Below are 14573 nucleotides of genomic sequence, written 5' to 3' on the forward strand. Positions count from 1 at the left end.
ATTGTAATTCGATAATTTTTTATTGAAACTTGTTAATTGAATCTGAATGTATCTTTATTGTTGACCTGAATTAGCTATCAAATAAGAAGCAAAAAGATCTTGTAGAGCATGGCGTGGGTGCTTGAAAATCCATACTCCGACGCTGTCTTCATTCACTGGTACCATGCCAGGATGTCGCAAAACAAAGACGCTGACCCGAAATCCGCCGCGCCTTCCGCTGATGAGGGAACGCCTGTTTCCGTGAAGATCCGCGAGCGCCTGAACGCTGCACGCAAGCGTTTCAATGCGAACGACAACATCGCCGAGTTCATCGAGCCCGGAGAGCTGGAAAAGCTGCTCGATGAGGTCGAAGAGAAGATGCAGACCGTGCTCGACAGCATGGTTATCGACACGCAGGGCGACCACAACACGCAGAACACGGCGCGCCGCGTGGCGAAGATGTACATCAACGAGGTGTTCCGCGGCCGCTACGTCACGCCGCCGACGATCACCGAGTTCCCGAATGCGGAACATCTGAACGAGCTGATGATCGTCGGACCGATCACCGTGCGCAGTGCCTGCAGCCACCATTTCTGCCCGGTCATCGGCAAGATCTGGATCGGCGTGCTGCCCAACGAGCACACCAACGTGATCGGCCTGTCGAAGTACGCACGGCTGGTGGACTGGGTCATGGGCCGTCCGCAGATCCAGGAAGAGGCCGTGGTGCAACTGGCCGACCTCATCATGGAAAAGACGCAACCCGACGGCCTTGCCGTGGTGATGGAGGCCTCGCATTTCTGCATGTCCTGGCGCGGCGTGCGCGAGATGGACAGCAAGATGATCAATTCGGTGATGCGCGGTGTGTTCCTCACCAATCCCACGCTACGCCGCGAATTCCTGTCACTGATTCCCGGAAGGAACTGAACATCATGCTCGTGCGTTTGCTGTATGTGAGCCGCGCGGTGGATACATCCCCCGCGGCGATTGAAGCCATCCTCACGCAGTCGCGTTCGCACAACCCGGCCAGCGGCATCACCGGCGTGCTGTGCTATGGCGGCGGCATCTTCCTGCAGGCCATCGAGGGCGGCCGCTCGACGGTGAGCGAGCTCTATGGTTCGATCCAGGCGGATGCGCGCCACAAGGATGTGGAGCTCCTGTCGTTCGAGGAGATCTCGGAGCGCCGCTTCGGTGGCTGGACGATGGGGCACGTGAACCTCGCCAAGCTCAATCACTCGATCGTGCTGAAGTATTCGGAACGTCCGGAATTCGATCCGTACTCCACCTCGGGCAAGGTGTCCTTCGCACTGCTCGAGGAACTGATGGCCACGGCCTCGGTCATCGGCCGCGCCTGAACACCTGCCGCCTTCTTCCCCGGTGGAAGAGAGGCGGTACACATGACGCACGGGTACGGCAGGGACCCGCATTCAAGCACATGCAGACAATCACACAACGCCAACTCAACGCATGTCACTGACGGCCTTCGGTTTGATCATCGTCGCGGGGCTGATCCATGCAGGATGGAACATCGCGGCGAAACGCGCGGGCGGCGATTCACGCTTCGCCTTCTTCACCTCGATCCTCAACATGGTGGTCTGGGCGCCCCTCGGGTGGTGGCTGGGCCGTGACGTCGTGCCGCTGTGGGGCGCGAAGGAGTGGGGCATCGTCGCGTTGAGCGGCGTGCTGCACGTCCTGTACTACGTGGTGCTGCTGCGCGGCTACCGCAAGGCCGATCTCACCGTGGTCTATCCACTGGCTCGCGGCACGGGGCCGCTGCTGTCGTCGATGGTGGCGATCACCTTTCTCGGCGAACACCTTTCGGCCCTCGGGGCGCTCGGCATTGCGGGCGTCGTGGGTGGCGTCTTCCTGATCGCAGGCGGTCCCGGGCTGCTGCGCGCGGCGAAAGATCCGGTGGCACGCACGCGTGTCCACAAGGGCATGCTGTACGGGGTGCTGACCGGAGTGTTCATTGCGTCGTACACGGTGGTCGACGGCTATGCGGTCAAGGTCATGCTGCTGTCGCCGATCCTGGTGGACTACATGGGCAACCTGGTGCGCATCGTGCTGCTGTCGCCCGTGGCTTTCCGCAAGCCCGGGGAGTTGATGCCGCTGTGGAAGGCGCAATGGAAATACGCATTGCTTGTCGCGGCAGTGAGCCCGATCGCCTATGTGCTGGTGCTCTATGCCATGCAGCATGCGCCCATGTCCCACGTGGCCCCGGCGCGTGAAGTGTCGATGCTGTTCGCCGCATTGATCGGCGGCCACCTGCTCAAGGAAGGCGACCGCAAGGCGCGCATCTTCGGGGCGGTGTTGATCGCCGCCGGCGTCACGGCGCTGGGACTGGGGTGATGCCCGCGCAGCCGCAACTCGTGGGCTGCGACTTCTCAAGCAGTCCTTCGCGCCGCAAGCCCATCATGCTGGCGCGTGGGGAGTGGGATGCGCAGAACCCGCAGAGCCGGGCGATACGGCTGCTGGCGCTGGAAAGCTTCGAGACCCTGCCAGCCTTCGCGGCCTGGCTCACGCAGGCAGGCGCGTGGGTCGGAGGTTTCGATCTGCCTTTCGGCCTGCCCCGCGAACTGGTGGTCGCGCAGGGGTGGCCGATGCAGTGGCAGCCGTGCATGCGCCACTATGCATCGCTCAGCCGTGCGGAGATTCGAGACCGCTTTGCCGATTTCTGCGCGCACAGGCCCGCGGGCGGCAAGTTCGCGCATCGCGTAACCGATGGGCCCGCAGGCTCCAGCCCCTCGATGAAATGGGTGAATCCTCCGGTCGCTTTCATGATGCATGCGGGCGTGCCCCTGCTGCTCGATGCCGGCGTCCATCTGCCGGGTCTGCATGCGGGGGACTCCGGCCGCGTTGCCCTCGAGGCCTATCCCGGCTGGATTGCGCGGCAACTGGTCGGGCGCAGCAGCTACAAGAGCGATGACCGATCGCGGCAGACCCCCGAGCGCAGTGCGGCGCGGCAGCATCTGGTCGAGGCCATCGAGCGTCCGCTGGCGATGCTGGGCGGCCTGCGCGTGCGCCTCACGCAGCCGCAGCGCGCGCAACTGGTGGAGGATGCACGTGGCGACAGCGTCGATGCGGTGCTGTGCATGCTGGCCGCTGGATGGGCGCATGGGCGCTATCTTGCCGGGGATGCGCTCTACGGCCTGCCGCCCGGAATGGATCCGCTCGAAGGCTGGATCGCGGGCGTTCAGCCCGCCTGCAGTGATACGGTTTGATCCGCGCTGAATTCGATCCGGCCGTGCAACGACTCTGCCAGGCATTGAAGCGCGAAGCGATCGATGGGGGGTGTCTGCAGGGTGCTGGAGATTGCACGCGCAGGTTCCGTAGAAGCCGCAGCGAGGCCTTCGCTGGTATCTCCGGTATCGCCGGATACCTGGAGCCGTGCGCCTTTCACGGTGAGCATCAGGCGCCGGGGCGTGTGTCCCGAGCCTTCGGCAAGGTGGTAGATGCAGGCGAGCAGCATGTACATCAGCGGCTGTGGCCTGACTGGCTCGTCAGACCATGCCGCATGCTCGTCGGGCAGCTCCGCGGGCTCGATGTTGCGCAGCGCGAGAAAGGGGCGGGCAAGCTCCCACACCTCGGAGACCAGCGCGCGCAGGCTCAGCATTTCATCGGCAGGCTTGTCCCAATGACGAAGCCTGCGAAGGCTCTGGCTCAAGTCCGTGATGCCGCTTTCGAGCGACTCCACGCGCTGCGACATGGCATCGCAATCCACCATGGGATCGGTCGTGAGCTCCAGCTTGCGTTTGACGACGGCCAGCCCCATGCGCAGCACGGACACCGATCCCGCCAGTTCGTGCCGCAGTGCGGGCATGGTGCGCGAGAGCACGGCATGCTGGACGCCGGCGGCAATCCATGCGGAGGGGGTGGCTGATTCGGTCATTGTCGTCGTTGGAAATGCGGCGTTGCTGCATGCAACCCCTGTGCGTAGGCATTCTGAGGGATGCATGCGCTGTGCGGCAATAGTTGTCCGACAAGGCCCGGGATTGTCCTACAAGCCGACGGTGAACCGTGCGGGACGGGGAGGCCGCGTCTCAATCGGCCTTGATGTTTTCCTTGCGGATCACGTCGCCGAAATACTGCGCATCGCCCTGAACGCGCTTCATGAAGGTCTGCGGATCCTCGAAATCGGCGTACATCGAGGCCGCCTGCAGCGGTCCCTTCACCGCCTCCGAGGTCATGACCTTCCGGGCCTCCTGCGCCATGCGCGCGACGATGTCGTCGGGAACGTCCTTGGGTGCGAAGAGGCCGAACCAGCTTGAAGCATTGGTGTTGAAGCCCTGTTCCCGGAGCGTGGGCAGATCGGGCAGCAGCGGGTTGCGAATCGGGCTGACCGTTGCCAGTCCCTTGAGCTGGCCCGACTTCACATAGGGAGCGGGAACCGGGTCGTACATCACGTCGATGCGCCCGCCCAGCATGTCGTTGACCGCTTCCACGGCGCCCTTGTAGGGCACGTGCACCACGTCGACACCCGTCTGCTTGTGCAGCAGCACGCCCGTGAGGTGCACGACGGAGCCGACGCCGTTCGAGCCGAACGTGAACTTGCCTGGATTCGCCTTGGCAGCGGCGACGAATTCGCCGTAGTTGCTGAAAGGGGCATCCTTGCGCGCGGACACCAGCCCGTAGGACGAGCTGAGCTTGGCGATCGGGATGAAGCTCTCGCTGGTGTAGCGCAGCTTCTTGAGCCAGGGGGCGATCGTCACCGTGGCCATCGGGGCGACGAGGAAGGTGTAGCCATCCGGCGGTGCCAGTGCGACATACTCCGTGCCCAGCGTGGCGCCCGCGCCGGGTTTGTTCTCCACGATGATGGACTGGCCCAGCCCCTGCGCGATCCCTTGTGCCACGATGCGGGTGATGATGTCCGACGACCCGCCCGGAGGGTAGGGCGTGATGAAGCGGATCGGCTTGTCGGGCCAGTGCTTCGCTCCCTGCGCGAATGCAGCGCGGGAGATGTTCAGAACGAAAAGGGCTGCCGGCAACAGCAGGACATGGCGGCGCTGCAGACTCATGGGAGGCTCCTTATCGCGTGGTCAGGCTGGAAGGCCAGGGGCGGCGGTTTCCGGTCACCGTCCCTTGAACCGGGGCGCGCGCTTTTCCTTGAACGAGGACACGCCTTCCTGGATGTCCTCGCTGTTGGCGATCGCGTCGAGCATGCGGCGCTGCGGGTAGTAAAGCTCGGTGGACGACTTGGGCATCGTGCTGCGCGAGATGGATTTCATCGCCTGCACCACCAGCGGCGCATTGCGCGCGATCCGGCCCGCCAGCTCCATTGCGGCAGCCTTGGCCTGGCCCTTGGGCACCACGCGGTTGACGAGCCCGATTTCGTAGGCACGCTGCGCGGTCATCGGATCGCCGGTCAGCAGCCACTCGAGCCCGGCCTTGTACTGCATGCGCGGCGCAAAGCCCGCCATCACGCCGGCGAAGGCCCCGATCTTGGCCTCGGGGTAGATGAACTGCGCCTGCTCTTCGGCGATCGCCAGATCGGCCAGCATGACGATGGTCGAGCCGGCGCCGACGGCGAACCCGTTCACCGCACAGATGATGGGCTTGTCGGTCGGCACCGAGAGATTGGGCATGGAGTACCAGATGTCGCGCGGCATGTCCTTGAGGTCGGCGCCGGCGGTGAATGCCGCGTCACCCGTCGCGGCCAATACCGCCACGCGTGCATCGTCGTCTTCGGCAAAGCGGCGCCAGGCCTCGTGCAGGCCCTGGACTACGTCGTTGTTGATGGCATTGCGCGCCTCGGGACGGTTGATGGTGATGAGCGCAATGCCGTCATTGGTTTCATAGAGGATGGCGGACATGGTGGATGGGTCTCCTGTGATGGTCGTGAAAATCTGTCGATGCGCCGGTCGGATCAACTCAGAACGGCGCGCGCGTCGGCTGCGGCCACGCGGCCGCCTGCAATGAACAGCGGGTTGATGTCGAGTTCCTGCACGCGGCCGTCCAGGCCGAGCGCGAGCTCGCCCAGCCGGACAATCACGTCGGCGATCACGTCCAGGTCGGCTGGTGCGCGGCCCCGGTAGCCCGTGAGCAGCGGCAGGCTGCGCAGCCGTCGCAGCATGGCGAGCGCGGCCGCATGAGAGATCGGGGCGGGCGCGAGTTGCACGTCCTTCATCAGCTCGACCAGCACGCCGCCGGCGCCCACCATGACGAGCGGACCGAAATCGGGGTCACGCTGGATGCCGAGGATCAGCTCGGTATCGGCACGCCACATTTCGGTGACCAGGTAACCGTCGAGCACCGCTTCCGCATGGGCGGCCGTGATGGCATGTGCAATCTTCGTGCAGGCCTCGCGCACGGCCTGTTCGCCCTGCACTCCAAGCACCACGCCGCCCACGTCGCTCTTGTGGACGATCTGGGGACTGACGGCCTTGATGACGACAGCGCCGCCGATCTCGCCCGCAGCACGCACGGCCTCGTCGGCGCTGCGGGCGAAGCGCCAGTGGGTGGTGGGAATGCCCGCGGCCTCGAGCAGCCGGCGCGCATCGGGTTCGGTGAGAAAGCCCGGGGGCAGGCCCGTCGGCGCATCGATCCGGTGCGCCGCAGCGGATGCGGGTTCCGGCGGCAGGCGGCCGCACAGCGCGGACACGACACGGACCGCGTCATGCGTGCTGTCGAGATAGCCATGTCCTGCATCCCGCAGCTTCTGGCGCGCGAGGTCGCCGAAATTGCCCGCGCCCTGTACGAACAGCAGGGGCTTGCCGCTGCGCTCGCCCACTGAGATGGCCGCCTGTACAACGCGCTCCTGTTGCGGCTGCGTGGTGAGCAGCAGAATTCCCGCATCGACGTGGTCGTCGGCCATCGCGCGATCGAGTGCCAGGCCCACCGAGCCACCATCGACCTGCGGGTCGGGTGCGGCCTGGTGGTTGAGCATGCCGAAGTCGAAAGGCAGCTGGCGATGGGTCTCGGGCAGAACCTCGCGCAGGCGCTCCTGCGTCGCGGGCGCAATCTGCGCAAGGCGCAGTCCAGCGGTGGTGTCCACCTCGTCGGTGAGCAGGGCGCCACCGCCTCCCGAGCCGGAAAAAACCGCCACGCGTCCCGTGGGAGCCGCGCGCTTGCCGCGCTGCAGCAGCTGCGCTCCGTGCAGCAGATCGTAGACGTTGTCGAACAGGTAGACGCCCCAGCGCCTGCACGTTGCCTCGAATGCGGACCAGGCGCCCGCCAGGCTTGCGGTGTGCGATGCGGCGGCCTTGGCACCGGCTTCGCTGCGGCCGGACTTGGCGATGCATACCGGTTTGCCGGCCTCCGCCGCCCTTGCGAGCAGGGCGGTGAAGCGCGGTGCATTCTTCACGCCTTCCATGTACAGGCAGACGACATCGGTGAACGGGTCGTCGATCAGGTATTCGAAGAAGTCGTTGAGGTCGAGATCGGCCTGGTTGCCCACCGAAATGGTGGACGAGAAGCCCGCACCGATATCGACGCCGCGCGAGATCATCGCACCCATCATTGCACCGCTCTGGCTGGCAAGGCCGATGCCGCCCCTGGGCAGTGATTCGATCGATCCCATCACCACGCCGGTGGTGGCGCAGAGGCTGTGCTGCGTGTTCATCAGGCCCATGCAGTTCGGGCCGATCAGGCGCATGCCGCCCGCGCGTGCGATGGCGACCAGCGCTTCCTCCTGCGCACGGCCTGCGGGGCCCGCTTCGGCAAAGCCCGCAGTGATGCACAGCGCGCATTTCACGCCCTTGGCGACGCATTCCTCCACCGTCTTCTTCACATGCGCATGGGGCACCAGCAGGATCGCCAGGTCGACGTCCCCGGGACATTCGAGTACGGACGCATAGGAGGGAACGCCCATCAGTTCCCTCGCCTGGGCGTTCACCGGATACAGCCGGCCATCGAGCCGGTGGCGCAGCATGTAGCTGAGCAGGCGGCCGCCCCATTTGTCGAGGCTCTCGGAGGCACCCACGATGGCGACGCTTTTCGGGTGCAATATTTCCCTGACGGTGGCTGCAGATTTCATGGCGTTCCCAAAAGACTGGCAAGAGGAGACAACGGACAAGAAGCAAGAAAAGAAGCGCGACCGCCGTTTCGTCGGAGCGATGCGATGCGACGCGGCGGGGCGACCTCAGTTTTCCTTGATGCCCATGGCGGGCAGCAGCTCTGCGTAGAGCCGGCGGTCGGCATCGATGTTCTGGACGAATTCCTGCGGCGCCTGCCATGCGGCCGTGGAGTTGGCGCGCGCCAGGGCGTCCTGCACGTCGCGCTGCTCCAGCACTTTCTGCAGCGATTGCGCGAGCCGGTCCATGATGGGCCGGGGCGTGCCCTTGGGCGCGAGCAGTCCCCAGCCGGCACCCTTGGTCGACTTGATGCGAAAGCCTGCCTCCAGCACGGTAGGTACGTCGGGCAGCTCCACATGGCGGCGCTTGTAGAACACTGCAAGGGGCTGGACCTTGTCCGCCTTCACCATGGGCGTGACCGCTCCGTCGATGATGAAGTCGATCTCGCCCGCGAGCAGTCCATTGACCGCGGCCGCCGAGCCGCGATAGGGCACATGCTGCACCTGGATGCTCGTATCGCGCGCCAGCGTCATGCCATAGAGGTGTCCCTGCGAGGCTTCGCCCGCGGAACCGAACGAGAGCGGGTTGGACTGCTGGCGCGCATGGTCGACGAACTGCTGTAACGTCGTCACGGGCAGTGTCTTGCGCGCGGCCATCACCGCGATGTAGTCGGCGATGCCGCCGGCCGATTCGAAGCTCTGCAGGCTGTAGCTGAGCTTGCGCAGATTGGGCAGCACCGTGAAGCTGGAGGCGGCGGCGAGCAGGAGCGTGTTGCCATCGGGTGCCGCGCCCGCCACATGCTCCGTTCCGATCTGCGTGGTGGCGCCGGGCCGGTTGTCCACGAAGATGTTGGCGTGCAGGTCCTTGCTCAGGCGGTCGGCGATGAGCCGCCCGAGGATGTCGGACGAGCCGCCCGGGGGGAACGGCACGACCAGCCGTATCGGCGACGCCGGCCAGGGGGACTCGGCACGCGTGGCGAAGGGAGCAAGTATCAGTGCTGGCGCCGCAAGTGCCAGCAACCTCGAACGCTGTGGCTGCTTCACGTTGTCTCCGTTTCCTTTTTGCTCAGGAATGGAGACATCGTAGAACCAAAAGGTCTATTTCGTAAACCAGTGTTCCAATATTTGGAAATATTCTTATCTGAATTCCATTTCAGGCAGGGGCTTCCCTGAAGCCGTCACGGAGTGCGGAGAACCTCGGCGCACCTCAGCGAATCAGGGCCTGATAGGCCGCACGCGTTTCCGGCGAGACCGACTGCACCAGTTGATCGTGCGGGGTCTTGTTGCGCGCCAGCATGCGCGCCGACGCCACCGACCTGGATTTGCAATACCAATGGCAGGTGTGCTGCATCAGCAGGATTTCGGCGGTCATCATGAAGGCCCTGTCGCGAGGCGTGCGGCCCGCCTCGTTGCGCACCACGCGCTCGAACCCCTGCGCATGGATCTGCAGCGCCTTGCGCATGTCGAAGGTGCTGGCGGGCACGATCTGCGTGGCAAAGGGCAGGCTCACCGGCCATTTGCTGACGCGCGCCATGGGCTCGCTCACCTTCTGGAACGAGGTGGCAAAGCGCCCGAACTGGCCGACGAGCGACTGCTCGCTGTCGCCGAGCAGCGCGAGCACCTGCAGCCTGCGCTCGTCCTCCTTCTCGCCCATGGCGCGCAGGTAGCCCTGCGTGAGCGACTCGATGTGCTTTTCGATCTGGAAAGGCTGCAGATGCTCGGCGAGCACCGCGATGCGCTGGCGCTGCTGCTTGGCGTTGACGAAATAGGAGGCCGTTGCTGCGAGCAGCACCAGAAGAATCGGATCCATGGATATGCGTTCGGGTGAAGTGTTTGCCCGCCGCGGAAACCAAAGCGGGGGCAGGACCTCTATTGTGCGACGGCTTCTCCCGCCGCTGCGGGCGCTTCGGTGCAGAATGCAAGGGTCATTCGCCCGCGTCCGCACATCATGCCCACTCTCCAGACACTGCTCACCTTCTTTGGCGTCGCCGTCCTTCTCGGCCTGAGCCCGGGGCCGGACAATCTCTTCGTGCTGCTGCAGTCGGCGCAGCGCGGCTGGCGCATGGGCATTGCGGTGGTGGTGGGGCTGTGCATCGGCATCATCGGCCACACGACGGCCGTTGCCCTGGGGCTGGCCGCCGTCTTTGCCGCATCCGAGATCGCGTTCGACGTGCTCAAGTGGTGCGGCGCGGCATATCTGATCTACCTGGCATGGGGTGCATGGCGCGCACCGGTCGGTGTGAAGCATGAGGAAGCGGTGGGTTCGCCTTCGTCCGAGCCCCGCGCCTCGGCATCCGATGTCATGCGCATGGTGCTGCGCGGCGTGGTGATGAACCTCACCAACCCCAAGGTGCTGATCTTCTTCCTGGCCTTCCTGCCTCAGTTCGCCAATCCCTCCCTGGGGCCGGTGGCGCCGCAAATCTTCGTGTTCGGCGCGGTGTTCATCGTGGCGACGTTCCTGGTGTTCGGCTCGATCGCGATCTTCTCCGGCGTGTTCGGCAACCTGCTGCTGCGCTCCGCCAGGGGGCAGAGGTGGCTCAACAGGATCACCGCCATCGTGTTCGTGGGACTGGCGGTGAAGCTGGCGACCTCGCAGCGCTGAGCTGAGATTCCGGAGCTCCTACCGCTGCGCAGGTTCGGGCCACGGGTGCTGCCCGCCGCGCATCTGCTCGAATGCGCGGGACGCCTTGAGCACGCCCAGGTCATCGAAGCGTGCGCCTGCGATCTGCAGGCCGATCGGCAGCCCGGCCTCCGTGTAGCCGCAGTTGATGGAGGATGCGGGTTGCTCCGACATGTTGAACGGCACTGTGAAGCCGATGTGTTCCAGGGGCCGCAGCGGATCGTTGGTGGGCGAGGCGTCTTCCGCCCTGAAGGCCACATGTGGAGCCACGGGTGAGATCACATAGTCGAACGCACTGCAGGCCTTCACCGTGACCACGCGCGTGACGTGGAACTGCTGGCTGGCGTTGAACACATGTGCGCCGGTGAAGGAGGCTGCGCTCTCTGCCCATTCGCGGATGTAGGGCAACACCTTCGCCAGGCGCTCGGCCGACAGCAGGCGCATGTCGGCCAGCGAGCGCATGCGCCAGAAGTGGTCCATGCCCTCCAGCATCGCGGGTGTCATGAACGGCTTCATCGGGATGATCTGTGCGCCCGCCGCCTCGATGAGCCGCGCGGCGTGCTCGATGGCGGCCCTCACTTCGGCATCCAGCGGCAGGCCGCAGCCCGCGTCGAGCAGCAGGCCGATGCGCTTGCCCTTGAAGAACTCCGGCGTGGCATCGGCCGCCTCGTGCCAGGCGATGTCCTGGAATGGCAGGTTCATGCTGTCGCGGGTGTCCGGCTGCGACAGCACCTGCATGGCGAGCGCCGCATCGGTCACCGTGCGCGTCATGGGGCCCGCGGCACGCCCGGTGTAGGGCGGATCGATGGGAATCCGTCCCAGGCTGGGCTTGAGGCCGAAGATGCCGCACCAGCTTGCGGGTAGGCGGATCGAGCCGCCGATATCGGTGCCCAGGTGCAGCGGTCCGTACCCCGCGGCGGCGGCGGCGCCCGCACCGGCGCTTGATCCTCCGGGGCCCTTGTCCGTGTCCCAGGGGTTGCGCGCCAGCGCATGAAAGCTCGACAGTCCCGACGACAGCATGCCGTAGTCGGGCATGGTGGTCTTCGCGAAGATCACGGCACCGGTTTCGCGCATGCGGGCGGCGGGCGGGGCATCCGCGCTGGCGGGGTAGAGCTCGACCGCGGCCGTGCCGAGCGGTGTCGGATCGCCCTGGGTGGCAATGTTGTCCTTGATGGTGACCGGCACGCCGTCGAGCAGGCCCTGCGGTGCGTTGCGCATCCACCGTGCCTCGCTGGCCCGGGCCTGCGCGAGCGCGGCCTCCGGACGCAGGAGATAGGTGGCGTGCAGTTGCGGCTCCCATTGCTGAACGCGCTCGAGCACGGCGCGCGTGACATCCACCGGCGAGAGCCGGCGCGTGCGGAAGGCCTCCAGCATGTCGCTGGCACTGAGGTCATGGAGAAGCGAGGCGGTTGTCGTCATGTCGGGCAAGGTCAGGCTGAAGGGGTTACCGAACTGGCTGCGGAATGCGATGGCGCGATGGCAGGGCGGGTCAGGACCAGGACATGGTGCTCAGGTCGTTCACGAACACGGGCATGTCCTTCCACAGGCCGCGCAGGTTCTTGTTGGCCACGCTCACCCATTGCGGCTGGTACAGGTAGACACCCGGCACCTCGTCGGCCAGCATGCGCTGTGCGTCGCCCAGCAGGCGTGCCCGGTCGGCGGGGCGCTCTGCGGTCTTGATCTTCTCGTAGAGCGCGTTGAACTTCTCCGACTGGTAGGCCCAGTAGTAGTCGGGCTTGGTGTAGTTGTTCAGGTCGAACGGCTCCACATGCGAGATGATGGACAGGTCGTAGTTCCGGTTGCCGTACGTGCCCGACAGCCACTGCGCCCATTCCACGTTCTGCGTCTTCACCTTGATGCCGATCTTGGCGAGCTCTGCGGTGATGATCTCTCCGCCTTGGCGTGCATAGGGCGTGGGCGGCAGCGTCATGGTGAGCTCAAGCGGTGTCTTCACGCCGGCCTCGGCCATCAGCTTCTTGGCCTTTTCCAGGTCGTAGGGATTCACTCCCGTGGTGTCGACATAGCCGAAAGCGCCCGGCACGTAATAGCTGCCGATGGGCACGCCCAGTCCGTCGGCGGCACCCTGGATCACCGCCTTGCGGTCGATGGCGGCGGCGATCGCACGGCGCACGCGCACATCGTCGAGCGGCTTGCGCGAATTGTTGATGGCCAGGATGGTCTTGGCACGCGAGCCGCTGATGACCACCTGAAAGCGTGGGTTGGCCTTGAACTGGGCCACGCTGCGCGGCGTGATGCGGGCGAACACGTCGATGTCGCCCGCCAGCAGCGAAGCGACCTGCGCGGCCGGATCGGGGATGAAGCGGAACACCGCGCGCCGGATCTTGATCTTGGCTGCCTGGCGATAGGCCGGCCAGGCGCTCAGCGTGATCGACGAGCCGCGGGCCCAGGCATCGAGCTTGTATGGACCGGTGCCCACGGGCTTGGTGGCATTGGTCGCCGCGCTCTTGGGCTCGACGATGATGGCCGTGGCCTGGCCCAGCATGAAGAGCAGGTCGGGGTCGATCTCGCTGTTGATCACGACGACCGTGCTGTCATCGATGACCTTGGTGCTGAGGCTGGCGAAGGTGCGCTTGTCCTTGTTGGTGCTCTTGTCTCCACCCGCGCGGTCGAACGAGTACTTCACGGCGGCGGCGTTGAAGGGCTCGCCGTTCTGGAACGTCACGCCCTTGCGCAGCTTGAAGGTGTAGGTGCGCAGGTCGGGTGAAACCTCCCAGCTTTCGGCCAGCAGCGGAGACACGCTGCCGTCCGGATTGATCTTGGTGAGCGTCTCGTAGATGTTGTAGAGCGTGATCTCGGCGATGGAGGAGGCGGCGCCTGCCGTGGGGTCGAGCCCCGGGGGTTCGAGCACCAGCGCCAGCGTGAGGCTGTCTTTCCTGGCCTGTGCCAGCGCGGAGAACGGCGTGGCGAGGGGGAGGGCGGACAGCGCGCCGGTGGCCAGAATGCAGCGACGGTTGAGCATATGGGGGGTCTCCTGAGGGTTGCATGCAGGCCGCACCCGTGCGGAGCACGGCCTGATTTCAGCACGTGTTTTACTACAGAGTACGGCTTTGCGTGCGAAGCCCGCGGCGCACGAATCAGGAAGATGCCTGCAGCCTGCGCGCTGCGCGCCGTGCGCGTGCTCCGCCGGGGGCGATCTGCGGCACGGCAGCGATCAGCGCACGCGTATAGGGATGCTCCGCGTGGGCGAACAGCCGGGCCGGCGTGCCGCGTTCGACGATCCGGCCCTGGTGCATGACCACGACCTCATTGCACAGGTGGCTGACCACCGCGAGGTCGTGGCTGATGAGCAGATACGAAAGTCCCTGCTCGCGCTGCAGGTCCTGCATCAGGTTGAGTACCTGGGCCTGGACCGAGACATCGAGCGCGCTGACGGGCTCGTCCGCCACGATCAGGCGAGGCCGGGTGATCAGAGCCCGTGCGATGGCAATGCGCTGGCGCTGGCCGCCCGAGAATTCGTGCGGATACTTCTGGGCATCGCCTGCGCGCAGGCCCACCTGGCCGAGCACTTCGGCCACGCGCTCGCGCTGCAGGTCGCGCGCGGCATGCTGCAGTGCCTGCATCGGCTCCGAGACGATGCGCTCGATCGTCTGCCTCGGGTCGAGCGAGCCGTAGGGATCCTGGAACACCATCTGGAAGTCGCGGCGCGCGGCGCGCAGGGCACTGGGATCCATGCGGTGCAGGTCGCGGCCATCCAACTCCACGCTGCCCGCTGTCGGCGCATCCAGCGCCATGACGATGCGTGCGAGGGTGGACTTGCCCGAGCCCGATTCGCCGACGATGCCCACGCTCTGCCCGCTGTTCAGGGACAGGCTCACGCCGCGCAGGGCATGCACCTGCTCGCGCGGGCCGAAAAGGCGGCTGCGCGGCAGATCGTAGGTGCGTTCCAGATCGGTGATGCGCAGCAGCGGCGCTGCGCTCGCGGCATGCGTTGCATGCGTGGCGTTCATG

The 14573-nt window shown here is 65.6% G+C and carries 14 protein-coding genes; 5 read left to right on the forward strand and 9 right to left on the reverse strand.

All coding sequences use genetic code 11. From position 1 onward, the window contains the following. Positions 1-171 precede the first annotated feature (171 nt). The 4 genes from folE to H9K76_RS05015 all read left to right on the forward strand — a co-directional run bounded on the left by folE (position 172) and on the right by H9K76_RS05015 (position 3197). Positions 172-903 (forward strand): GTP cyclohydrolase I, encoded by a 732-nt coding sequence (folE, locus tag H9K76_RS05000; protein WP_187598459.1) that lies wholly within the window; start codon positions 172-174, stop codon positions 901-903. Between the two features lie 5 nt (positions 904-908). Then, positions 909-1331, forward strand: coding sequence for a BLUF domain-containing protein (locus tag H9K76_RS05005; RefSeq protein WP_187598460.1), 423 nt, complete (start codon positions 909-911; stop codon positions 1329-1331). 112 nt (positions 1332-1443) lie between these two features. Further along, positions 1444-2325, forward strand: coding sequence for an EamA family transporter (locus tag H9K76_RS05010; protein ID WP_187598461.1), 882 nt, complete (start codon positions 1444-1446; stop codon positions 2323-2325). Then, positions 2325-3197: a DUF429 domain-containing protein gene (locus H9K76_RS05015; protein WP_187598462.1), complete on the forward strand. Its 873-nt coding sequence runs from the start codon at positions 2325-2327 to the stop codon at positions 3195-3197. The genes H9K76_RS05010 and H9K76_RS05015 overlap by 1 nt, the downstream gene beginning before the upstream one ends. On the opposite strand, the gene H9K76_RS05020 is transcribed toward H9K76_RS05015, so the two are convergent. From H9K76_RS05020 to H9K76_RS05045, 6 genes are all read right to left on the reverse strand, one after another. Then, positions 3170-3865, reverse strand: coding sequence for a hypothetical protein (locus tag H9K76_RS05020; RefSeq protein ID WP_187598463.1), 696 nt, complete (start codon positions 3863-3865; stop codon positions 3170-3172). The two genes, H9K76_RS05015 and H9K76_RS05020, sit on opposite strands and share 28 nt — an antisense overlap. 151 nt (positions 3866-4016) lie before the next feature. Beyond that, entirely contained in the window at positions 4017-4991 is a 975-nt protein-coding gene (locus H9K76_RS05025; RefSeq protein ID WP_187598464.1) for a Bug family tripartite tricarboxylate transporter substrate binding protein, read from the reverse strand. Between the two features lie 54 nt (positions 4992-5045). Further along, positions 5046-5786 (reverse strand): enoyl-CoA hydratase/isomerase family protein, encoded by a 741-nt coding sequence (locus H9K76_RS05030; RefSeq protein ID WP_187598465.1) that lies wholly within the window; start codon positions 5784-5786, stop codon positions 5046-5048. A gap of 53 nt (positions 5787-5839) precedes the next feature. Then, positions 5840-7948 carry an acetate--CoA ligase family protein gene (locus H9K76_RS05035; RefSeq protein ID WP_187598466.1) on the reverse strand — a complete coding sequence of 703 codons (2109 nt, stop codon included), beginning with the start codon at positions 7946-7948 and terminating at the stop codon, positions 5840-5842. A gap of 105 nt (positions 7949-8053) precedes the next feature. After that, a complete protein-coding gene (locus H9K76_RS05040) occupies positions 8054-9028 on the reverse strand; it encodes a Bug family tripartite tricarboxylate transporter substrate binding protein (RefSeq protein ID WP_187598467.1) in 975 nt (324 codons plus the stop codon). A gap of 163 nt (positions 9029-9191) precedes the next feature. Beyond that, the gene (locus H9K76_RS05045) at positions 9192-9794 is read right to left on the reverse strand and encodes a hypothetical protein (protein WP_187598468.1); all 603 of its coding nucleotides are present in this window, start codon (positions 9792-9794) and stop codon (positions 9192-9194) included. 138 nt (positions 9795-9932) lie between these two features. On the opposite strand from H9K76_RS05045, the gene H9K76_RS05050 reads away from it, so the two are divergent. Further along, complete coding sequence (locus H9K76_RS05050) at positions 9933-10586, forward strand: LysE family translocator (protein ID WP_187598469.1); 654 nt, start codon at positions 9933-9935, stop codon at positions 10584-10586. A gap of 18 nt (positions 10587-10604) precedes the next feature. Here H9K76_RS05050 and H9K76_RS05055 read toward each other — a convergent pair whose 3' ends face one another. From H9K76_RS05055 to H9K76_RS05065, 3 genes are all read right to left on the reverse strand, one after another. Beyond that, complete coding sequence (locus H9K76_RS05055) at positions 10605-12023, reverse strand: amidase (RefSeq protein ID WP_187598470.1); 1419 nt, start codon at positions 12021-12023, stop codon at positions 10605-10607. A 70-nt stretch (positions 12024-12093) separates the two neighbouring features. Next, positions 12094-13584, reverse strand: coding sequence for an ABC transporter substrate-binding protein (locus tag H9K76_RS05060; protein WP_187598471.1), 1491 nt, complete (start codon positions 13582-13584; stop codon positions 12094-12096). A 115-nt stretch (positions 13585-13699) separates the two neighbouring features. After that, on the reverse strand, positions 13700-14572 hold the full coding sequence (locus H9K76_RS05065; RefSeq protein WP_187600464.1) for an ATP-binding cassette domain-containing protein: 873 nt from the start codon (positions 14570-14572) through the stop codon (positions 13700-13702). Between the last annotated feature and the right edge of the window lies 1 nt (position 14573).

The organism is Diaphorobacter ruginosibacter (assembly GCF_014395975.1).
GTDB lineage: Bacteria > Pseudomonadota > Gammaproteobacteria > Burkholderiales > Burkholderiaceae_C > Diaphorobacter_A > Diaphorobacter_A ruginosibacter.

Excerpts from the sequence above, each read along its gene's own strand:
- folE (WP_187598459.1), top strand. The coding sequence starts at position 172 with ATGTCGCAAAACAAAGACGCTGACCCGAAATCCGCCGCGCCTTCCGCT.
- H9K76_RS05005 (WP_187598460.1), top strand. The coding sequence starts at position 909 with ATGCTCGTGCGTTTGCTGTATGTGAGCCGCGCGGTGGATACATCCCCC.
- H9K76_RS05010 (WP_187598461.1), top strand. The coding sequence starts at position 1,444 with ATGTCACTGACGGCCTTCGGTTTGATCATCGTCGCGGGGCTGATCCAT.
- H9K76_RS05015 (WP_187598462.1), top strand. The coding sequence starts at position 2,325 with ATGCCCGCGCAGCCGCAACTCGTGGGCTGCGACTTCTCAAGCAGTCCT.
- H9K76_RS05020 (WP_187598463.1), bottom strand. The coding sequence starts at position 3,865 with ATGACCGAATCAGCCACCCCCTCCGCATGGATTGCCGCCGGCGTCCAG.
- H9K76_RS05025 (WP_187598464.1), bottom strand. The coding sequence starts at position 4,991 with ATGAGTCTGCAGCGCCGCCATGTCCTGCTGTTGCCGGCAGCCCTTTTC.
- H9K76_RS05030 (WP_187598465.1), bottom strand. The coding sequence starts at position 5,786 with ATGTCCGCCATCCTCTATGAAACCAATGACGGCATTGCGCTCATCACC.
- H9K76_RS05035 (WP_187598466.1), bottom strand. The coding sequence starts at position 7,948 with ATGAAATCTGCAGCCACCGTCAGGGAAATATTGCACCCGAAAAGCGTC.
- H9K76_RS05045 (WP_187598468.1), bottom strand. The coding sequence starts at position 9,794 with ATGGATCCGATTCTTCTGGTGCTGCTCGCAGCAACGGCCTCCTATTTC.
- H9K76_RS05050 (WP_187598469.1), top strand. The coding sequence starts at position 9,933 with ATGCCCACTCTCCAGACACTGCTCACCTTCTTTGGCGTCGCCGTCCTT.
- H9K76_RS05055 (WP_187598470.1), bottom strand. The coding sequence starts at position 12,023 with ATGACGACAACCGCCTCGCTTCTCCATGACCTCAGTGCCAGCGACATG.
- H9K76_RS05060 (WP_187598471.1), bottom strand. The coding sequence starts at position 13,584 with ATGCTCAACCGTCGCTGCATTCTGGCCACCGGCGCGCTGTCCGCCCTC.
- H9K76_RS05065 (WP_187600464.1), bottom strand. The coding sequence starts at position 14,572 with ATGAACGCCACGCATGCAACGCATGCCGCGAGCGCAGCGCCGCTGCTG.